Raw genomic sequence first — 20,809 nt, forward strand, 5'->3', positions numbered from 1 at the left:
CTCTTAACCAAAACTTGCCGACAGGGTGCCGACCGTCATTGCCCAGCCGTCGACCAGCACAAACACCACCAGTTTAAACGGCAGTGATACAATCAGTGGTGACAGCATCATCATACCCATGGCCATCAATACGCTCGCCACCACGAGATCGATAACCAAAAACGGGATAAACAACATAAAACCAATCTGGAAGGCGGTTTTAAGTTCACTGATCACAAATGCCGGCAGTACCACGGCAAAAGAGATGTCTTCCACTCGCTGATCGAGAGGTTCGTTGGCGATACGCAGCATCTGTTCAAGTGAACTTTGGTGGGTTTGTGCCAGCATAAAGTTACGTACTGGCTGTTCCGCAACCGAAAATGCCTCTACCAACGTTATTTCGCCGTTATCGTAGGGCTGAAATGCGTTGTCGTGGATATCTGTCCACACCGGTCGCATGATTAGTATGGTCAGGGCAAGTGCAATTCCCACCAACACTCGGTTAGGCGGGCTTTGTTGCAGGCCGAGGGCCTGACGCAAAATAGCCAGTACAACGATAATACGCGTGAAACTGGTGGCCATTAAAATGAAGGCAGGCAAAAAGCTCAATGCCGTCATCAGCAACAAGATTTGCAGCTTTACACTGTACTCTTGCTGGGTATCACCATCAGAAACGGAAAGTATGGTCAAGCCGTTATCGGCGGCCATGCCAGGAAAGGCCACCAGGCTCAGAAATAAGATCAGAGCAGGCAGCCATTCCGGTAGTTGACGCAGTTTCGTCATCAAGTTGTCCATCTAACCCTAGCGGCCTACGCCAACCAGCGCAGAATCTAAAACGTCCACCAGACGCAGGCCGTACTTATCGTTGACGACAACCACCTCGGCGTGGCCCATCAAGGAGCCGTTCACTTTTACATCCAGAGGCTCACCGTTGAGTTTGTCCAGCTCGATAACTGTCCCTTCCCCGGCTTTCATTAAATCACCCAGAGCGATTTCTTTGCTCGCGACTTCGAGTGTTACGGTGACCGGAATACTCTTGAAGAAACTCAAATCGCGCTCGACTTCGGGAGCGGGTTGAAATGGCGTCTCAGATGCAAAATCTTCCAATTGAAAATCATCAAAATTCAGGTCTTCACTGTCGAATGCGGTGTTTTCTGTAGAGTCGCTCATCGATGCGATTCCTTATCATGGTTAAAGATCAAAACGAGTTGGCCATCTTGTTCTGCAACGCGGCCGGAAAAAAGGGTTTGGTTGCCAATACTGACTGGCACGGTGTTCAGTAGGTCAATCGGCAAAATGTCGTTAGGTTGTAAGTCAATCACGTCATTCAGTGCCATTTGCTTCTTGCTCAGTGTGACATTTAAACGTACGGGTGTTGTTTCAAGAGTACGGCAAAATGGCTGATACAAGTTCGTAGGAGACGGCAGCTCCAGTTGTTCAATTAAAGTTTGAATTAAGTGGCCATCAAGTTTGAAGTGCAACTTGCCGTGATAGTCGTGCAAGCGAATGTCCAGTTCGACATGGATGCCTACCCCCATTGCAGGTTCGAAATCACAACCACTCCACATATTCTCTGGCGCGAGCCATTGGACAATATGTTTACTGATGCGATCTTGAAGTCGCTGATCGCTACTGGTCAGGGTCTCTGACGTGCGATCGACACTTGCACCATAAAAACGATCGGCCAGTTTGATCAGTAGGGCATTGTCAGTATGAACAAATGCCAAGCCACCATTTTGGTGGCGGTATGCAGAGGTTTCCGCCTTTGTCATTTCAGAAGGTGAAAAGGTGTGCAACTCTACCGACACTAACTGTGCTTCTACTTTATTGATTTTGAGCCAGTTCTGTAATTCACTGGTCAAGCTTCCACAAGATTCAGAGAGCAAACTCGCCAATTTGTCGCGAATAATATGAATAGGTTTACCTAATAGCTCTACATCCAACAGTTTGACGTTCGACGGAGATGAAATAGGTTCTTCAACTCTACTTTCCATTTATATTTTACCGTGCTTTAACAATTGAGCCAGTTTTAACTCAGTGGCGTGCTAGTCTACACGTGATGATTAAATTATTTTTAGTTTCAAATCTCGATAATGTGATGTTGGTTCACATGTTGCCTTGACTTACTGATCTCACTCTTCAATTAGAAATAAAAACACGTTATTTTTGGTGCCAATTAAATAGATAATAAAAAAACAAAAACACAACCATTGTTAAATTCTTATTCGCTTTTACGATAAAGATAAAAAACAAAAGACACAGGTAATCATAAGCTTATAGAGAGGGTCTATTTTAAGTTTATGATTTTTTTGCATTTTAAATTCAAGAGATCTCGTGTCTTAATGTGGGTTTTTATTAAAGAATGTGATTTTTTTAGAATAGAGTTTCAATATGATTACCGATGCCAAGAATGTAAACTTGGTGGCATATTTAAACAAGTTGTCTAGGTCAGAGGAGTGTAAGAAATACTCTTTCCTTCGTAATGGAATAGCATTTCTTATAATCATTGCAACAAGTTTAATGGCTATGTCACTTGCCTCGGCACAAGAAAACATCAATATACCAATGGATCTTTCAAGCTGGTCATATAAAGGTGATAAGTTTAAATGCAATTTAATGCATTCGGAAGTTCCGCAGGGGAAGTTTTATTTCCTGGCTGAGCCAGCTGGTCAGATCACTTTTATTGCTGAGATAAAACAGAGCAATAATATGTGGGACGAAGTTGTGCTACTCAGCAGAAATGCACCGTGGGAAAAGGCGGAAGATAGCCATTCTATTGCATCTGTTCATATGCCAAGTCCTACTTCTCGCTTTGCTATTCAGCGCGATGTGGCCAGCCTTCTCTCTGATATTAAGCAGGGGCGGTGGGTGACACTGGCATTGAGCGGAAGTAAAGATTCCGCTGACTGGGCGTTCACGATTCCAACAATCGGCATCCAGACAGCCATGCAATCTTTTGAGTCATGTCGGGAGCGATTGCCTGCAATGACGTTTGCCCAAGCCAGAGACATTGTGATGCCGTTTGCTTTTGGTCAACGGACTCTGTCAGAAGCCAATAACAGAACCTTAAAAGCGTTATACAGCTACCTTGCCGCAGATTCAAAAGTAAGCAAAGTGCTGATCGACGGGCATTCCGACAGCGTTGGCTCTTCTGTTGCCAACCTGTCTGTCTCAAGACAGCGTGCTGAGCTGGTGGCGAAACAACTGATCAAGCTCGGAACCACAGCATCAAAAATTGAAGTGAGGGCACACGGCTCACGCTACCCTGTTGCCAGCAATGCAACCTCGGCAGGGCAGCAGAAAAACCGTCGTGTGACCGTGAGACTGGTGCGGGATGATGAAATCGTAGTGCCGACAGTGCACGCAACTATGGACAAAGAAATCCAAAAACAAAAGGTAAAGGTTCAATAATGACGATTGCAGACATTTTGTTGGTTGAGCCCAATGAAAACCTTGCTCAATCCGTTTTGGAAAAGTTACAAGAGGCGGGATACCGAACTCGCCATGCGCGCACGGGGCGCGGTGCTTTGCTCGAGGAACGTGCCGGCGTTACGCTGGTTAGTTCAAACTTACCTGATATGTGTGTCAGGGAGTTTGTCTCGTGTCACCAAAAGCAACGCAATGCTGGTGTAGCGATTGCAATTGTTGATCAGGAACAGAGCCTGCTGGCGGCAGAAAGCATGAAAGCGGGTGCCACGGATTACTTGTTGCGTCCATTTGAAAGCATGCAGTTATTGAACTTGCTTAAGCGTGTTGAAGCGCTGGGCAAACCGATGGCCAACATTGTGGCGGAGTCGTGGCGCAGTAAACAGGTTTTACAACTTGCGCACCGTGCGGCCTGCACTCATGCCAGCGTGTTGATCACTGGCGAGTCGGGTACGGGTAAAGAGGTGCTGGCGCGTTATGTTCATGAACAATCCACTCGTGCCAGCGGTCCCTTTATTGCGGTCAATTGCGCAGCGATACCGGAATCCATGCTGGAAGCGGTGTTGTTCGGTCACGTAAAAGGCGCGTTTACCGGGGCGACCGGTTCACAAAGCGGTAAATTTGAAGAGGCGAATGGCGGTACTATTCTGCTGGATGAGATCGGTGAGATGTCTCCGGCAGTCCAAGCGAAACTGCTGCGTGTCCTGCAAGAGCGTGAAGTTGAACGTGTTGGTAGCCACAAATCCATCCGGTTGGATATCCGCGTGATTGCTGCCACCAACAAAGATCTGCGCGAAGAAGTTCAGAAAGGCACTTTTCGTGAAGATCTTTACTATCGCCTGGATGTGCTGCCGTTACATTGGCCGCCACTGCGAGAGCGCAAAGAAGACATTTTGCCGATCAGTCAGTTTTTCATCGAAAAGTATCAAGACAGCAGCAAGTGCTACCTTTCCCAAGATGCGGTTGCAGCTTTGAGTCAATACCACTGGCCGGGCAATATCCGCGAACTGGAAAATGTCATCCAACGCGCTCTGGTCATGCGTCATGGCGATTACATCACCGCTCATGACCTGATGTTGCCAATTGAACTGTTAACCTCGGTGCAGCCTGCGGAAGCTTCTGCTCCGCTTGGTCATGTGGAAGCGAAAAAGCAGGCTGAATATCAGTTTATTCTGGACAAGCTTCGCCAGTTCGGGGGTAACCGGACCAAAACCGCAAACGCATTGGGCGTTTCTACCCGCGCATTGCGCTACAAGCTCGCCGCAATGCGTGAGCATGGAATCGATTTGCAGTCGGCATTAGGCTCGGCTGCGTAGAGGAGAAGAAAGAATGGCAAGTCAACCTATTAGCAATGCGGTACCGGCTGAGCAATTGATGCTCTCCAAAATGGAAGCGATGAAAACCCGGATTCAGCCTGACTTCAACGTAACGGCGAATCCTCTGGATATGCAACAGCTGAACGAGCCTCTCTCGTTCTCTCAGGCGATGACTAATGTGCTGGATACGGTGAATCAACATCAATCCGTTGCGAGCCAGAAGATGACGGCAGTCGAAACCGGTCAAAGTGATGACTTGGTCGGAGCGATGGTCGCCAGCCAAAAAGCCAGCCTTTCTTTTAATTCCTTGATGCAGGTGCGTAACAAGGTTGTGGCTTCCTTTGATGAAATTATGAAGATGCCGGTGTAAACGATGTCAGAACTTTCCACTCAGGTCGCTTCGAATTCAGCAATGCATTCTGACCAAAAACAAACATTCTCTTCCACCGGTGGTATGGACGAGCTTACCCGCAAGGCCAAGCAGTTATGGTCGAGCAGTCAGCGCAATTTGGTGTTGTCTGCTGTGCTGGCCGCGATTGTGGCGGCACTCATCGTGGTTGCTCTCTGGAGCTCTTCACAAAGCTTTCGCCCGTTGTACAGCCAGCAGGAACGTTTTGATATCGGTGAAATTGTATCGGTATTGGAAACGGAAGGTATTACTTACCGTATGCAGGAGCAGAACGGCCAGGTGCTGGTACCGGAAGGGGAAGTGGCCAGAATTCGGATGCTACTTGCAGCAAAAGGGGTGAAAGCCAAGCTGCCAACCGGCCTGGACTCGCTCAACGAAGACAGCTCTTTGGGTACCAGCCAGTTTATGGAGAGCGCGCGCTATCGTCACGGTCTGGAAGGTGAGTTAGTACGTACTATCATGTCGCTCAACGCGGTGTCGAATGCGCGGGTACATCTGGCGATTCCACGACAGACTCTGTTTGTACGCCAAAACCGTGAAAACCCATCCGCGTCGGTGATGCTTGAACTGAAACCCGGCGAGGATTTGAAACCGGATCAGGTCGAGGCGATCATCAACCTGATTGTCGGCAGCGTTACCGCGATGAAACCGGAATTTGTGTCGGTTATCGACCAATATGGCCGTTTGTTGAGCGCAGATGTAGCATCGCCAGAAGCGGGTAAAGTGAATTCGAAATACCTAGAATATCAGAAAAACGTTGAAAAGCAGATCATCCAGCGAGCGGCAGACATGCTGACACCAATTGTCGGGCCAAGTAACTTCCGAGTGCAAGTCGCTGCTGATATGGATTTTAACCAGGTCGAGGAGACGCGTGAGATCCTGGATAACGCACCGGTCGTGCGCAATGAACATACCATTCATAACAATTCTGTCGATGAAATTGCTTTGGGTGTGCCGGGATCATTGAGTAATCAACCTCCGGTTACCGGAGATGAAAAAAATAGTGACAGCCAGAATACCAATGCGCGTTCTGAAGTGAACCGACAATATGCGGTAGGAAGCAGCGTACGCCGTACTCAATACCAGCAAGGTCAGATCGAGAAGTTAAGTGTCTCAGTACTGCTTAATGCTCAGGCAGCACCCAATGGTACCGCCTGGACTGACGAAGAGAAGGCTCAAATCTCGGCGATGATCTCTGATGCTGTCGGGATTACGCCGGTTCGTGGGGACAGTTTAAGCCTGATGAGCTTTAACTTCACCCCGATTGATATTGTCTCTCCATCGGCTATTCCATGGTGGCAAGATTCAACGGTTCAGCAACCGCTGCGCTACGTGATCGGTGGTTTGCTTGGCCTGGCGATGATCTTCTTTGTACTGCGTCCTCTGATCATGCACCTCACCGGTTCAGATCGCCAGGCGCAGGTGCCGGAGTTAACAGAGCCGCAACAAGAACCGGTTTACGATAACCTGCAAACCCGTGAAGAGCGTGAACGTGAAGAAGTGCTTAACCGCCGCTTGTCGGAGAAAGGGATTGAAGTGTCTTCAGGTTTGGATGTGAACAGCGAAATGTTGCCGCCTCCGGGATCACCACTAGAAATTCAATTAAAACACCTACAGCTTATCGCCAATGAAGAGCCTGAGCGTGTAGCCGAAGTACTGAAACAATGGGTAAACGTCAATGAACACAGCTCAGTCGACAACGAAGCAGAAGCTTAGTCATGTAGAACAAACCGCGCTGGTGCTATTGGGCATGGGCGAAGATGCGGCTGCAAAGGTATTACGCCATTTCAGCCGTGATGAAACACAACGGGTCACTAAAGCGATGGCTCGTTTAAGTGGGATCAAAAGTGACTCAGCCAGAGCCATTATTCAGAGCTTTTTTGAGGATTTTCGTCAACATAGTGGTATTCGGGGTGCTTCGAAAGAGTATCTGTCGAACACCTTGCGCAAAGCACTGGGTAACGACCTGGCCAAAGGGTTACTCAACAACCTGTACGGTGATGAGATCCGTAATAACATGCAGCGGTTGCAGTGGGTTGAGGCTGAGGTCTTAGCCCGGTTCATCGCAGATGAGCACCCGCAGATGCAGGCGATTTTCCTTGGTTATTTGCCACCAGAAAGTTCTTCAGCGGTGTTGAAGCATCTGCCGGAGGATTACCATGATGAGCTGTTGTTCCGGATTGCACGTTTGCAGGATATTGATCATCAGGTTGCGAATGACCTCAATGAACTGATTGAGCGTTGCATTGAACAGGTCTCTGCTACCCAGAGCGCACCGCTTTCCGGAGTGAAGCAGGTCGCGGATATTATCAACCGTTTCGAGGGTGACCGTGCTGCCCTGATGGAGATGCTTAAGCTCCATGACGAAGAAGTGGTGGGAGAAATCGAACAGAACATGTTTGACTTTATGGTACTGGGGCGTCAACGCGAAGAAACCATGGATCTTCTGGTGCAGCAAGTGCCAGGCGAGCTGTGGGCGGTTGCGCTGAAAGGGGCAGAAATTACCTTGCAACAGGCGATCAAACGTTCAATGCCTCAGCGTATGGTTAAAACCTTGGAAACTGATATGCAAAACCGCGGCGCAGTGCCTTTGAGCCGCGTTGAAAGTGCGCGTCAAGAAATCATGCAAGTTGCGCGGGAGTTGAGTGACGCGGGTGAGATCGAGCTGGTGCTCTATCAAGAGCCGACGGTGGAGTAAGCGGATGGCAGGGCAAAACAGCAAGCAATCAACGCGGAAAATGCGCTTACCTGCTTCGGGTTACCGTTTGCACCGGTTTCCCCCACTGGCTCAGCCAGCTAAAGTGGACGATGAGCTGGGCCTTGACAACAACGGTTGGCAAGATAACCAGGTCGACATGCAAGAACGCCTTGAAGCGGGTTTTCAGCAAGGCCTGCAACAGGGCCACGATGAAGGTATTCGCCAGGGTTTAGAGCAAGGTAAGCAGCAAGGTTTACTCGAAGGTCAGAAAGAAGGGTTTCAAAAAGGCTATGTAGCCGGGGAGCAGTCTGGTAAGCAGACCTTTGCGGAGGCGGTTAAACCGGTCAATGAGCTTTATCAGGCGTTGTCTCGCTGGCAAAGTGAAAAAGAGCAACAGCAGCGCCACATTATTTGTGAGTTGGTACAGAAAGTCGCCCAGCAGGTAATCCGGGCTGAGTTGACTCTTATGCCACAGCAGATTTTAGCCTTAGTGGATGAAACGTTGGGCGCGATGCCGGGTAAAACGGAAAAGGTCATTGTGCACCTTAACCCACAAGATCTTGAGCGGATCAGCCAGGTTAATGCTGACTTGCCTGACGCCTGGCAGTTGGTCGCTAATCCGGAACTGCCGGTCGGTGGTTGTCATTTGGTTACCGATGATGCGGAAGCCGATGCCAGCTGCGACTCGCGACTGGAAGCGTGCATGGATAACGTCAAGCAGCATCTGTTGGATGAAGTGACTACACCACAAGTTGAAGAGAGCCATGACCAGCCGCTTTGAGCAAGATTTGTTGAGCGAAAGACTGAGCGATGCAATTGCATCGCTCGATTCGATCCCGGTCGCCCGGGTGACCGGTCGGCTGATCAAGGTCAATGGCATGATGTTACAAGCTGTGGGCTGCCGGTTTAAACTGGAACAGCGTTGCCTGGTAGAGACAGCAGAAGGTGACATGATAGAAGCCCAGGTGGTGGGCTTTGAGCATACCGTCGCCTACCTGATGCCCCTTCGCCGTTTAGGTGGCCTGTTTGCCGGCGCAAAAGTGGTGCCGCTTGATGGGGACAGCACGGTACAAATCAGCAGCCAATGGCTGGGGCGGGTGGTGAACGGCATGGGTGAGCCTTTCGATGACGGCCCGGCGCTTAAAGGGGGAGAGCGAGTTTCACTTGAACCCAAGCCGATTAACCCACTAAGACGTCGTCCGGTTGATACCCCTTTGAATGTTGGTGTACGAGCGATTAACGGCCTGCTCACCGTTGGTAAAGGCCAGCGAATTGGCTTGATGGCGGGCAGCGGCGTGGGTAAAAGTGTGCTGATGGGAATGATCACGCAAAATACGGAAGCTGATGTCATCGTTGTTGGCCTGATTGGTGAACGGGGCCGGGAAGTAAGAGAGTTTATCGAACGCAACCTCACCCCGGAAGCGCGCCAGAAAGCCATTATTATTGCCGCACCTGCCGACGAGTCACCTTTGATGCGCTTGCGTGCTACTTTACTATGCCACCGTGTGGCGGAATATTTTCGTGATAATGGTAAAGATGTGTTGCTGTTGATGGACTCGTTGACCCGTTATGCGATGGCGCAGCGAGAAATTGCGTTGTCGTTGGGTGAGCCTCCGGCTTCACGGGGTTATCCGCCGTCAGTGTTCAGTGTCCTGCCACAGTTACTTGAGCGGGCAGGTAACAGTGAGAACCCGCACGGCAGCCTGACGGCTATCTATACCGTGCTGGCTGAGGGGGATGATCAGCAAGATCCTGTGGTGGACTCGGCGCGGGCGATCCTTGATGGTCACGTGGTGTTATCGCGCCAACTGGCAGAGCAGGGACATTATCCGGCAATTGATATCAATGCCTCGATCAGCCGTTGTATGTCAGCTTGTACCCAGGAAGCGCACAGTACCATTGCCAACCAGTTTCGTCAGCTGTACTCCAATTATCTGCAGGTTAAAGAGCTGTTACCATTGGGGGGCTATCAGCCGGGACAGGATCCGGAGTTAGATCGCGCCGTGGCCATGTATCCACAGCTCAGAGCTTATTTGCAGCAGGCGGTCAGTGAATCGGTGGATTACCCGAGCAGTTTGACTGAACTGGCACAGCTATTCCAAGCGGCACAATAATGGATTTCTTCACTGGTAAGAGAAAATGGAAGCAAAACTAAAAGCGGTGGGGAAGCTGCAGCAGGTTGAGGAAAAGCAACGTGACAGAGTGGGTCAGCAGCTCGAATTGATGCGTCAGCGCCACAGCCACCTCAAAATGCAGTTGCAACAGCTGTCGGCGCTAAAGAGTCATGCCGGTAAATCAGTCCAGGCGGTACCGGCGATGAACAGTGCAACCTTGATGAACCTCAATCGTGTCGATCAAATGTTGCAAAAAATGCTGGTGCATCATGAACAAGAGCAAGCCCTGATGGAGGCACAGTGTTCCTCGGTACAGAAGGAACTGGAACATAAACATGCGCGTATTCAGGGGCTGGAGAGTGTGCTGGAGCGTTGGCGGAAAAAGCAGCGCTACGAGAAAGCCTGTAAAGAGCAGAAGTTGATAGAAGATATTATCAACTCCCGCCTTAAGAAAAAAAGCCTTTAAACCTTAGCGCCCGGTTTACGGCGGCGGTTCCATGCCAACATACCACCTAACATCAACAGCCAGGCATTAAGTGCGCCGCCGCCAGAGTTGCTTTTTTTGCTCTCTTTGTCTTCCGGTTCAAAGCCATTATCGCCTTGGCTATGGTAGCCTTCACTCTGCGCCAGAGCCGGGTCGTAGGTCGTTTTAACGCCGCTGCTGCTGTGGCTTTCTATCCATGCGTTGTAGTGCAGCACTTCAGTAAACACACTTGGGATGCTTTCCGTCTCACAGATTTTAGCACCGTAGCTAACAATACCGATTTGCTGGTAGTGGTGGTTGTCATCCAGATAAGTCAGTGGTCCGCCCGAGTCACCAGCACAGATGGCGGTGTATTCCCGATCTGGAAACCCATTAGCGCATAGCGATTCGTCGGCGTTAAAACCGGGCGCGGGCAACATATCGTAGCATTGTGTATCGCTCAGTGGCATGACTTCTGCCGTTTGCAGGTAATCCGGCCCTTGCTCCTGGCTGCTGTCAGTCAGCCCCAGGCCAAAGATCTGATATGCGCTTTTGTCGCTGTAATCACCAAAATCCTGGGGTAAGGTTATGGACTGGACATTATCGGTGATCGGGTAGGTTAACTCGAGCAGGGCAATATCGTTGATCCAGAAGTTGTCCGGATTATATTCCGGGTGGATAATGATGTTACGCACATCTTTAAACTCTTCCACATAAACATCATTGCCAGTCGGGTTTTTCAGCAGTACCCGGAGATCATTTTCAGTCCAGCCATCGACAAACACATCGTTATACACGCAGTGTGCCGCAGTCATAATATAACGGTCATTCACGACTGAGCCACCACAGATGTTGGAAAACTTGGATTCTCCGGTACGATGTAAAATTAAACGGGCGAAAAACGGCAGCTGATCTTCACCAGCCTGCTGGCCGCCAATAATCGCTGGCGAAATACTGGGGTCATTCATCGCAATAAGTGGCTGTGAGCTGGCCAGTGCTGTGGCGGGTAAAGCCAGCAATGCCAGACCGATGAGGGGACGGAAAACGTTCATACAGACATCCTTGAACTTGGGTTAGTTAATCTAGTTATATACACAGTTACATGACGAAGTAGCAAAAGCTGCAATTAATTTTATCGATGAATATCAAAATACCATTATAGTCCGGTGAGTTATTAATGTTGCATCGTAATGCATCAGGCAGGGAGGAGGAAGGAGCATTGTGGGTCGTTGTGTGACTTGTTAATTAAGATTGGCCAAATTGTGACGGGAATGAAGCTCTGGCAATCTGCTTGTTTAAAAAATCACCTTTATCAGCTAGCGTTTTGATAGTTAAGCGACATCATGATACAGGGAGAGAGTGCATGTTGAGTCTGAGTTATCATGTAGAGATTGGTGCCAGCCCACAGCGCGTATGGAAGGTGCTTACGAATGCGGCGTTATATCAGCGCTGGGTACAAGTTTTTTCTCCGCAATCACACTTTGATGCCAATTGGCAAGAGTGTGTTGATCTGACGTTTACTGCTCCCGATATGGATGGCCCCCGTGCACTGATTGATACTGTTCCGCCTTTTGAGACGCTGGAATACCATCATGTCGCGACTTTTGATCCACGCAGTTGCCAATGTCTCGGCAGTGATATTACAGCGAGATGGACGGGATCGCGTGAAACTTACCAACTGAGCATGGTGCAACAACGATTGTTGTTGAGTGTGACTATCCAGACCCACAGCGATTTTGTCACTATGTTCAATTACGGCTGGGAAAAAGCCTTACCTTTAATCAAGGCGATCAGTGAAGAGGAGCCATAAACGGGAGTGATAACCGTCCAGTGTGGCTGGATCTGACCGGAGATGAGTATACAATGTCTGCAGCTAAAGATGCCAAGAGAGTAACAAATGGAACTGAAGGTAGATACGCATACTCATACTTACGCCAGTGGTCATGCATACAGCACTTTGATTGAAAATGCCCGCCTGGCTAAAGAAAACGGGCTGGACATGTTTTGTACCACCGACCATGCGGAGTCCATGCCGGGCGCACCTCATTATTGGTTCTTCTCCAATCAGCGAGTATTGCCGCGTTTTCTAGATGGCGTGGCTATCATTCGTGGTGTGGAATCAAACCTGCTGAATACCGAAGGGGAAATCGATCTGCATCCCAGTGTTGATCGTAACCTCGATTGGGTGATCGCCAGTTTTCATGAGCCGGTGTTCCACCCGGCGAATAGTGCCGCTCATACCGACGCACTGTTGAATGCAATTCAGGGTGGACGCGTGGATGCATTAGGCCATCTGGGCAATCCCAATTTTGATTTTGATTTTGAGGAAGTACTGCAATGTGCCAAAGAGCACCATGTTGCGATTGAGATCAATAACACCACACTAAAAGGTAATAGCCGGGTCGGCAGTGTGGAGCGTTGCTATCAGATTGCCGAGATCGGTAACAAGTTGGGTGTCTATTTCACCACCGGCAGTGATGCTCACTTTTGTCATGATGTAGGCAACCTGGACTTAGTCAGTGAAATGCTGGATAAAGTGGGGGTAGCCAGTGAGCAAGTCATCACCCATTCCGCTCAGCAGTTTTTGGCGTTTTTAGAGCTGCGTGGCCGGGCGCCTGTTGCGGAATACGCCGGGTTGCGTCGCAAATAAGGTGTTACCATTTCGCCTGTTATTTCCTGACCATTGCTTTAAACTGGGCATTGCAACCGGGGCATACGACATCCGGAGATAATAATGGAGAAAGCAGTAATAATGTTACGTCAATTAATGCTTGGATGTGTATTAGCACTTAGCTCAAGCTATACCCTTGCCGAAGCCGTCGACTTAAAACACAACATGAAACAAATGAAGTTGGAATTTAAGCAGGCAGCACAAGCGTCCGATGTGCAAAGTATGAAGTCAGCGATTGATAATTTGCAGGCCTTGGTCGAGCAATCTAAGCGTGGTGATTACCCGCCAGAAAAATTTGACCTGTATCTGGAAGGTTTTAATAAGTTGTCGGTTACGCTGGATAATATCGAAGCAGAGTTGGAAGCCGGCAAGCTGGATAAAGCGCAGCAGCAGCTGCGAGAGGTGGATCAGTTGCGTGAAGAGTATCATGACAAGCGTAACCCAAGCATCTGGAGCAAACTGTTTGGTTAAGTTTGACTCGTGACATAAAGCTCGCCCGGTGCGAGCTTTTTTATTGCCTGATGGTCAGCTCTCGGGGACTGGATTGGCTCATTCCTTGGTGTCAGGAAAATTAATGTTGTGTTAATGCAATCAGGCATAAAACCTGTGAGTTAGTAATCACTTATTAAAGCTATTTTTGAGATGTAACCGCAGATTAGGTACGCTGGCGTAAACAATGTTAATAGCCTGTTATGCGTAGAGATATCCCTTTTTATCGCTCCATGTTATTGACCAGTGCCTTTAGTTGGGTGCTGGTGACACTGATGCCAGTTATCAATGCTCACGGTAACGGCGCTGGTGTATGGGCGACACTCTGCACACTCAATGGCTTTAAGTTTGTGCAAATCGAACAAGCTGATCGTTCTGTTACCCATAAGGGTAAATCCTGCCCGTTCAGTCACTTCTCTTCTTTTCATTGCGATTCACTTCCAACTGCACTTGTACTTTCACGCTTGAACTGGGTGATTTCTGACAGCTACACTTTTTTGGCTCTAAGTGTGCGATTTGAAACACCGGTTGCCAGAGCACCGCCGTTATTGTTGATAAATTTCTAACGGCAGGCCATCGGGATCCCTGAAAAAAGTGAATGCCTTGCCGGTGAACTCATCAATGCGAATAGATTCCACCTTAATGTGTTGTTCTTCCAGATACGCTTTTACCTTCTCCACCGATGTCACTTGAAATGCAAGATGTCTTAGTCCCTGAGCTTCAGGAAAACTCGGTCGTTTCGGTGCGTCCGGAAAGCTGAAAAGCTCGATTTGACTGCCATTGGGCAGGGCAAGATCCAGCTTGTAAGATTCTCTCTCGGCACGATAGTTTTCGGCGATCACTTTAAAACCTAAGATCTGAGTATAAAAGTGTTTTGAGGTGAGGTAGTCACTACAAATAATGGCCACGTGATGGATAGTATTGAACATAACCTGCTTCCTCCAGTGTAACCATGGTTATCAGAAAACCAGCTTTGCTTCGACAAAGTCGAGAAACGCACGAACTCTCGCAGGCATATATTTAGTTTGTGCGTATTGCAGAGCAATGGCCCCGTGATAGTTGCTTTTAATCATCCAGTCGGGTAACACTTCCACTACTTCGCCTTGCTCGAGTGCTTCTCGAACTACAAAGTCATGAAATATCCCAATTCCCAGGCCGGCTTTGACACCATTTAATCGCATCTGCGAGTGGTTAACAGCGTAGCGCCCGGACACAGCGACAGAGAGAAAGTCATCATCTTTAAAAAATGACCATATGTTGTCTTTATCGTTTTCTGCCAGATACAGGCAGTCATGCCGCTCAAGGTCGCTAGGGTGCAGTGGCTGACCTCGAGTGGCTAAATAGCCCGGAGACGCGCACAGCCGCAGGTTGGTTTTACCGATCTCTTTCAGCACCAGATTCTCATCGGGTTTATCGGTCAGTTTGAATGCGACATCAATACCATCACGGAACAGATCAATTTCCCCATCAGCTGCGCGTAATTTCAGTTGGATATTGGGATAGTAACGCAGAAACGGGATGACAAACGGTTGTAAAACTGAGTTGAGGAACGCCTCCGGCGCGGCGACGCTCAGTGCTCCGCTTGGTTCGCTGTGCTCTTCTGCGGAGAGTTCAACTGCTTGCTGAGCGGCGTTCACCATCGCAATGCTTTGGTCATACACTTTTTTCCCGGCCTGAGTGATGATCAGTTTGCGGGTAGTTCTTTCAAACAGTTTAACTGACAGAGCATGCTCTAAACGAGTGATGAGTTTGCTCAGCGCTGATGGTGTCACCCCCAGTTTGCGGGCGGCGGCGGTAAAACTGCCTTCATTGACGACGAGGATGAATGACGCCAAGTCCGGTAACAAGGCGATGAGTTTGGGATTGACCATAAAGCCTCAGGTACAAAAAAACGGCTGGTCTGGCATTGTCCGGCAGCATTGGTTGTAGTGCAAGTCTCCAGCCACAGTAATGTCGGACTATGATAGAAATTCGTTGCGAAAGACTGAAGTGAGAGCCATACCGAGTATGATTTATTGATATGCAATTCATTGATATTTTATATGTTATCTTGGTTGTTTATCTGCTTGTGCACATACACGGTGAAGGCGAATTAATTTAGCTATAATTAAACAGTCGTTGTTAATCCATAAATGGTCCTTAAAAGCACAATATCCCGTTAAAGTTACTGGCCATGGTTGAGGGGATATTAAACGGTTTGTTTGGTTTTGTTGGTAGCGGTATATGTTTTTTATAAGCGATGTTATTAATACAAAAATATGTAATCTAATGAATATTTAATCGCTAACACGTTGTAGGTTATATAGCCAGAATGAGATAAAACTGGAACAGATATCACTTATCCAACGGCAAAAACCTGAACTATTGATTGAATAGGTAATAATGTTTAAGTAACAGGTAGTTATATGATTAAAAATTAAAATAAAACAATTTTCCACAAGGATTGAAAAAACATGAGTCACAAGGATTCTATTAACACTGATCACAGTCGCCGTCGTTTTCTTAAGCATGCAAGTGGTGCTGTTGTTGCGGGCGTCAGCGCCACGACATTCTCTGGAGCCACCTACGCCAAACAAGACAGTTCTAAATGGAAGGTTAACGGGCTGGATAAAAAGCATGATGATCGCTTGTGGCGTAAAGTTCGGAAACAGTTCGTATTGGATAAACGAACCACTTATATGAACATTGGTACGACAGGTTCGATGCCAAAGCACGTTTTACAAGGCTATGCCGACAACAACAAGTTGGTTGCTCAGTATCCGTGGGATATGCAGGGTAAGTTCGGCTCCTGGCCATATGTTGCGGACATGGTGGCGGAGATTGCTCCGGGGTTTGGTGCGGATGCATCTGAAATCGTGTTGAGTCGCAATACCACGGATGGCTTGTGCAGCATCATTAATGGCCTGCATTTTGAGCCGGGTGATGTGATCATCACGACGCATCATGAACATGTGGCCGCGACATCGCCACTGAATGTGGTCAAGCAGCGTTTTGGCGTTAATGTGGTTGAAGTGCAATTACCAGTGTTTACCGGCGGTGAAGCGGTGTCGGTTGACGACTACGTGCAGGCTTTCCGGGCCGCGATTGAAGCGCACAGCAATGTACGCCTGATCGTGTTCTCTCACATCACCTACAAAACCGGGACTGCATTACCGGCCAGGCAGATTTGTTCGCTGGCGAAAGAGTTTGCTATCCCAACCCTGATCGATGGTGCGCATTCAGTTGGTATGCTGGATTTGGATTTTCATGATATTGACTGCGATTTTTACGCCGGTTCGGGGCATAAGTGGCAATGCGGGCCAGGTGCAACCGGTATTTTGTATGTGCGAGACAATGCCAAGCGTTTGGATGAGTACTGGAGCGATCGTGAAAACCCACTCTGGTTGATCAACTCATCGTTATCACACGCGGATTACCTGGGTAAGCAACTGCAGATGCAGTATATCGGTAACGACAACTACCCGGCCAAACAAGCTCTGGTCGACAGCTGTAAAATGTGGGATGAGATTGGTCGTGGCTGTATTGAGCAGCGTGTATTGGCGCTGGGGATACAGTGTAAAACGTTACTAGCCCAAGCACTGCCCAGAGCATCGATCTTTTCACCTAATGTTACCGGCCTGACCAGCGGGTTAACCACGTTTAACCCATTCAGTGATGTGGCTAATGGTGAGATCTTAACCGAGTTTCGTGATCGCCTGCGTGAAGAGTACGGCTATATCATCCGTACCACCAGTTTCAAGCTGAACAAAGAAGACGGCTTTGATACTCATGCTCTGCGTATCTCGACCCATTTGTTTCATGATGAGCAGGATGTCGAAGGTTTGGTCGCCGCAATAAGTGAGCTGTATAACCGTTTTTAAAGCCAGGGTTTCGTATTGAAGCGCCCGACACGGGCGCTTTGTGAAGGAAGGAATGATGATGTCTGTAAATATCAGAAGGCTGGTGGCTGGTTTTGTAGTGACTTCATTCGCTGCATTGCTTTCGTTAACCACCGTAGCAGCAGATTTGCAGGATATTAAACAGCGTGGCGTGCTGCGTCATATTGGTGTGCCATACGCAAATTTCGTTTCATACCTGGATCAGGGTGGGGTGAAAACCCTCACTGGGTTGGATGTAGAGATAGTCAAAGGGTTTGCCGAGTCTTTAGGTGTCAGCTATGAGTATGTCCCCGGTAAGTGGAGTAATGTGATCGGCAAGTTAACCGGGCAAAATGCGCACTATGTCGATAAACGTGTTGTTTTGGTAGAAAAAACGCCAATCGAAGGCGATTTGATCGCCAACGGGATGACGATTCTGGACTGGCGTAAACAGATGGTCGATTTCTCTGAGGATTATTTCCCTTCTGGTGTTTGGTTAGTTGCACGCTCAGATTCGACAATGCAGCCAATTAAGCCCAAAGGTTCAATTGATGCGGACATTAGTGAGGTTAAGTTATTGATCTCAGGAAGGAAGGTTCTGGCATTACAGAACTCTTGTTTAGATCCAAATCTGTATGATCTTTACGCTACCGGTGCGCAGGTTATTTTGCCGGACGTCCAGCGCCGGCTGAATGAAATGGTTCCGGCGATCATGAAAAATGATGCTGAAAGTACGCTACTTGATGTTGCCGATACGATTATCGCGCTGGAAAAGTGGCCGGGAGAAATAAAAGTTATCGGTCCTATTTCTGGGCATCAACAGATGGCGGTCGCGTTTCGTAAAAGCTCGCCAGAACTGCGAGCGGCTTTTAATCAGTACCTCAATCGTATACATCATGATGGAACTTACCAGAGACTGGTGGAGAAATATTATCCATCGATTTATTACTTTTATAACGACTACTTCTCAGAAGTTAGTAAGAACTGATTATGATCGAGTTTATCAAGAAAATATCGAGTAAACAGATAATTACAATATGCACTATATTGGTGTCTGTATATTTGGCAACGATTATTGGCATAACCAGTTTAGGTCAAAATAAACTGAAAGAGTCTCAGTACCGAGAGCTTGAACTCAAGGTTAATAGTTATGCGAGTACGTTAGATAATATTTTTACAATAGCCAGTGAAGATGTTGAATATTTATCAATCGACCGAACTGTCCAGACATTTTTTGCTAACCTGGCCTCTGGTATGTCGATAGAATATGGCCTCGGTGCCAGTTTAGTGAATTTAAAACGTCAACTAGATGAGAAGGTTAAGAATAAAACCATCAGTAATACCCCGTTATTTAAAAAGCTCACTCTCGTCGGGAATGATGGTGAAGTAATTCTTTCTACCGATAAAGGCGATGTACGGCCACATGAAATCGATGAGTTAATCAATACGGTTAAAGATGAACATAATGTCCGGGCTTTCAGTGAAAATGGCGTTTTTTCAGTCCAGCTGGTTAAACGTGTGGACTTCTCGGGTGATCGCGTCGCTTTTCTCATCGCCGATATTAATAAGCGTGTTGTTATTGAACAGTTGACCAACCAAGAGTATGAAGAAAGTTACAGCCGAATGGTTCTCATGGTCAATGATATCGATTTCATGGTATGGGATACGATCAGCAATAGTGCAGGCAACAATGATAATCATGCACTTTCGGATGACTTGTCTCGGAAGATCTTTTTTGAAGTTCCGGTTGCACAACACAACCTGGTACTTAAAGCGTGGTTTGAACCTTTAGGTGAGAGGGATATCTTTACCTCAAAGACTTTTATCTCCTGGCTCAGTTTATTGGCGATAGTGATTGTTATTGGCCTGTGTTACGCGTTCCTGCTGAATAACAATCGTGTGGAACTAAAGATAAAGCTAGAAGAAGAGAAAAAACGCCAGGACATTCTGGCGCTGAAGAACCAACACCTGACTCAGGAAATTGAACGTCGTAAAGCATCGGAGACGGAACTGGCCCACCAAGCGAAACATGACACCCTGACCGGATTGCCTAACCGGGTGTACGGTCCGGAGCGTCTTGATCAGGAGCTGGCCCGTGCCGAACGCAATGGGTCCAATGTTTTGGTGATGTTTATCGACCTGGATCATTTTAAACAGATCAACGATTCAATGGGCCACTTTATCGGCGACGAAATTCTCAAACTGAGTGCTGAACGGCTGCAACACACGGTGCGTCGCAGTGATATTCTGGCGCGTATTGGTGGTGATGAGTTTTTACTGGTGATCCCGGATTTAAAGGGGATGGACAACGCCGAGCATTTTGCCTCGACCGTGTTGTCGGCCTTTTCTGAGCCGTTAGTCTGGAATAATCATGAGTTTTTCCAGTCGATCAGTATCGGTATGTCCGTGTATCCGAATGATGGTAAAACGGCGGAGCAGTTGCTGGCCTGTGCGGATATGGCCATGTATCGCGTTAAGCAAGACGGGCGTAATGCATTTTGTTTCTTTAACCAGGACATGAACTATAACCTGCAATATTTTTTGGATTTGGAAAGTCGCTTGAGGAATGCGATTTCTAATAATTTGTTGCAGCTGTATTACCAGCCGATCATTCACTTGCAGAGTGGTCAGGTTGTCGGTGCTGAAGCATTGATGCGCTGGGATGATGACAAATATGGTTTTGTTAACCCGGAAGAGTTCATTGCTGTTGCGGAGAAGAACGGTTTAATCCATCAGTTAGGAGAGTTTGCGATTGCTGAGGCATGTCAGCAGGTTGCTCAGTGGCAGTCGATAACGCCGCTGTTTGTCTCTGTGAACTTTTCCAGCGTTCAGTTCCGCTATTGTGAACGTGTATTTCAGCAAATTGAGCGCAGTTTACGCGAATCCGGTTTACCGGCGGACAAGTTTGACATTGAAGTAACCGAGAGTCTGTTGCTTGATCACAGTGATGAGCTGGATGAAATGTTGGGTAAGTTACGACAGCTTGGAACCAAGCTTACCCTGGATGACTTTGGTACCGGTTACTCAGCGTTGGGTTACATTCAGAAGTTTCCGTTTGACCGGCTCAAGATAGACCGCGGCTTTATGCAGGATATTTTTGATAACGATTCCAACCGGGAGTTGGTCAATGTGATCGTCGCAATGGCCAAAGCACTGAAGTTGGATATTGTCGCAGAAGGCATTGAAGACCGGCGCCACGTTGACTTCCTCAACGCGCTAGATTGTGAATACGGACAAGGATTTTATTTTAGCCGCCCGTTACCTGCCGCTGAGTTCGAAGCGCTGCTGCATGAGCCGACCCGCGTGTAACCACTTCCTGCCAGTACCAGCCAGAGCATTAATGCAATTTGTGCCTCAGGTTCATTAATGCTTTTCCACCCCAAGGGA

At 48.0% G+C, this 20,809-nt stretch carries 21 protein-coding genes; 15 read left to right on the forward strand and 6 right to left on the reverse strand.

Translation table 11 applies throughout. The features are described from left to right. Positions 1 to 3 precede the first annotated feature (3 nt). Genes fliP through P2G85_RS02680 form a run of 3 tightly spaced genes read right to left on the reverse strand, consistent with a single transcriptional unit; the run spans position 4 to position 1,973 of the window. A complete protein-coding gene (gene fliP, locus P2G85_RS02670; RefSeq protein WP_275862576.1) occupies positions 4 to 762 on the reverse strand; it encodes a flagellar type III secretion system pore protein FliP in 759 nt (252 codons plus the stop codon). 18 nt (positions 763 to 780) lie between these two features. Then, positions 781 to 1,149: a flagellar motor switch protein FliN gene (gene fliN, locus P2G85_RS02675; protein ID WP_275862577.1), complete on the reverse strand. Its 369-nt coding sequence runs from the start codon at positions 1,147 to 1,149 to the stop codon at positions 781 to 783. Further along, a complete protein-coding gene (locus tag P2G85_RS02680) occupies positions 1,146 to 1,973 on the reverse strand; it encodes a flagellar motor switch protein FliM (protein WP_275862578.1) in 828 nt (275 codons plus the stop codon). The genes fliN and P2G85_RS02680 overlap by 4 nt, the downstream gene beginning before the upstream one ends. Before the next feature lie 397 nt (positions 1,974 to 2,370). Between P2G85_RS02680 and P2G85_RS02685 the strand changes: the two genes are divergently transcribed. Genes P2G85_RS02685 through fliJ form a run of 8 tightly spaced genes read left to right on the forward strand, consistent with a single transcriptional unit; the run spans position 2,371 to position 10,408 of the window. Further along, entirely contained in the window at positions 2,371 to 3,390 is a 1,020-nt protein-coding gene (locus P2G85_RS02685; RefSeq protein WP_275862579.1) for an OmpA family protein, read from the forward strand. Further along, positions 3,390 to 4,721, forward strand: a complete 1,332-nt coding sequence (locus P2G85_RS02690) for a sigma-54 dependent transcriptional regulator (RefSeq protein ID WP_275862580.1) — start codon at positions 3,390 to 3,392, stop codon at positions 4,719 to 4,721. The genes P2G85_RS02685 and P2G85_RS02690 overlap by 1 nt, the downstream gene beginning before the upstream one ends. A gap of 13 nt (positions 4,722 to 4,734) precedes the next feature. Beyond that, a complete protein-coding gene (fliE, locus tag P2G85_RS02695; RefSeq protein WP_275862581.1) occupies positions 4,735 to 5,091 on the forward strand; it encodes a flagellar hook-basal body complex protein FliE in 357 nt (118 codons plus the stop codon). A gap of 3 nt (positions 5,092 to 5,094) precedes the next feature. Beyond that, positions 5,095 to 6,846, forward strand: coding sequence for a flagellar basal-body MS-ring/collar protein FliF (gene fliF, locus P2G85_RS02700; protein ID WP_275862582.1), 1,752 nt, complete (start codon positions 5,095 to 5,097; stop codon positions 6,844 to 6,846). Next, complete coding sequence (locus P2G85_RS02705; RefSeq protein WP_275862583.1) at positions 6,809 to 7,828, forward strand: flagellar motor switch protein FliG; 1,020 nt, start codon at positions 6,809 to 6,811, stop codon at positions 7,826 to 7,828. Before fliF ends, P2G85_RS02705 begins: the two co-directional genes overlap by 38 nt. 40 nt (positions 7,829 to 7,868) lie before the next feature. After that, the gene (fliH, locus tag P2G85_RS02710; RefSeq protein WP_275862827.1) at positions 7,869 to 8,609 is read left to right on the forward strand and encodes a flagellar assembly protein FliH; all 741 of its coding nucleotides are present in this window, start codon (positions 7,869 to 7,871) and stop codon (positions 8,607 to 8,609) included. Further along, entirely contained in the window at positions 8,593 to 9,942 is a 1,350-nt protein-coding gene (fliI, locus tag P2G85_RS02715) for a flagellar protein export ATPase FliI (RefSeq protein WP_275862584.1), read from the forward strand. Before fliH ends, fliI begins: the two co-directional genes overlap by 17 nt. A gap of 25 nt (positions 9,943 to 9,967) precedes the next feature. Next, positions 9,968 to 10,408 carry a flagellar export protein FliJ gene (fliJ, locus tag P2G85_RS02720; RefSeq protein ID WP_275862585.1) on the forward strand — a complete coding sequence of 147 codons (441 nt, stop codon included), beginning with the start codon at positions 9,968 to 9,970 and terminating at the stop codon, positions 10,406 to 10,408. Here fliJ and P2G85_RS02725 read toward each other — a convergent pair. Beyond that, entirely contained in the window at positions 10,405 to 11,457 is a 1,053-nt protein-coding gene (locus P2G85_RS02725) for a serine protease (RefSeq protein WP_275862586.1), read from the reverse strand. The genes fliJ and P2G85_RS02725 overlap by 4 nt on opposite strands. 311 nt (positions 11,458 to 11,768) lie before the next feature. On the opposite strand from P2G85_RS02725, the gene P2G85_RS02730 reads away from it, so the two are divergent. From P2G85_RS02730 to P2G85_RS02745, 4 genes are all read left to right on the forward strand, one after another. Then, the gene (locus P2G85_RS02730) at positions 11,769 to 12,215 is read left to right on the forward strand and encodes an SRPBCC domain-containing protein (RefSeq protein ID WP_275862587.1); all 447 of its coding nucleotides are present in this window, start codon (positions 11,769 to 11,771) and stop codon (positions 12,213 to 12,215) included. Positions 12,216 to 12,302: 87 nt separating this feature from the next. Beyond that, positions 12,303 to 13,055: a phosphatase gene (locus P2G85_RS02735; RefSeq protein WP_275862588.1), complete on the forward strand. Its 753-nt coding sequence runs from the start codon at positions 12,303 to 12,305 to the stop codon at positions 13,053 to 13,055. Positions 13,056 to 13,157: 102 nt separating this feature from the next. After that, complete coding sequence (locus P2G85_RS02740) at positions 13,158 to 13,547, forward strand: cytochrome b562 (RefSeq protein WP_275862589.1); 390 nt, start codon at positions 13,158 to 13,160, stop codon at positions 13,545 to 13,547. 221 nt (positions 13,548 to 13,768) lie between these two features. Beyond that, positions 13,769 to 14,131 carry a hypothetical protein gene (locus P2G85_RS02745; protein WP_275862590.1) on the forward strand — a complete coding sequence of 121 codons (363 nt, stop codon included), beginning with the start codon at positions 13,769 to 13,771 and terminating at the stop codon, positions 14,129 to 14,131. Here P2G85_RS02745 and P2G85_RS02750 read toward each other — a convergent pair. Next, on the reverse strand, positions 14,111 to 14,494 hold the full coding sequence (locus P2G85_RS02750) for a VOC family protein (RefSeq protein WP_275862591.1): 384 nt from the start codon (positions 14,492 to 14,494) through the stop codon (positions 14,111 to 14,113). The two genes, P2G85_RS02745 and P2G85_RS02750, sit on opposite strands and share 21 nt — an antisense overlap. Before the next feature lie 30 nt (positions 14,495 to 14,524). After that, complete coding sequence (locus P2G85_RS02755; protein ID WP_275862592.1) at positions 14,525 to 15,436, reverse strand: LysR family transcriptional regulator; 912 nt, start codon at positions 15,434 to 15,436, stop codon at positions 14,525 to 14,527. Positions 15,437 to 16,018: 582 nt separating this feature from the next. Between P2G85_RS02755 and P2G85_RS02760 the strand changes: the two genes are divergently transcribed. From P2G85_RS02760 to P2G85_RS02770, 3 genes are read left to right on the forward strand one after another with little or no spacing between them, the layout of a single operon-like run. Next, positions 16,019 to 17,425: an aminotransferase class V-fold PLP-dependent enzyme gene (locus tag P2G85_RS02760; protein WP_275862593.1), complete on the forward strand. Its 1,407-nt coding sequence runs from the start codon at positions 16,019 to 16,021 to the stop codon at positions 17,423 to 17,425. 58 nt (positions 17,426 to 17,483) lie between these two features. Further along, positions 17,484 to 18,410, forward strand: a complete 927-nt coding sequence (locus P2G85_RS02765) for a transporter substrate-binding domain-containing protein (RefSeq protein WP_275862594.1) — start codon at positions 17,484 to 17,486, stop codon at positions 18,408 to 18,410. A gap of 2 nt (positions 18,411 to 18,412) precedes the next feature. Then, the gene (locus tag P2G85_RS02770) at positions 18,413 to 20,731 is read left to right on the forward strand and encodes an EAL domain-containing protein (RefSeq protein WP_275862595.1); all 2,319 of its coding nucleotides are present in this window, start codon (positions 18,413 to 18,415) and stop codon (positions 20,729 to 20,731) included. Positions 20,732 to 20,809 lie beyond the last annotated feature (78 nt).

This window comes from Vibrio sp. CAU 1672 (genome assembly GCF_029223195.1).
Lineage (GTDB): Bacteria > Pseudomonadota > Gammaproteobacteria > Enterobacterales > Vibrionaceae > Vibrio.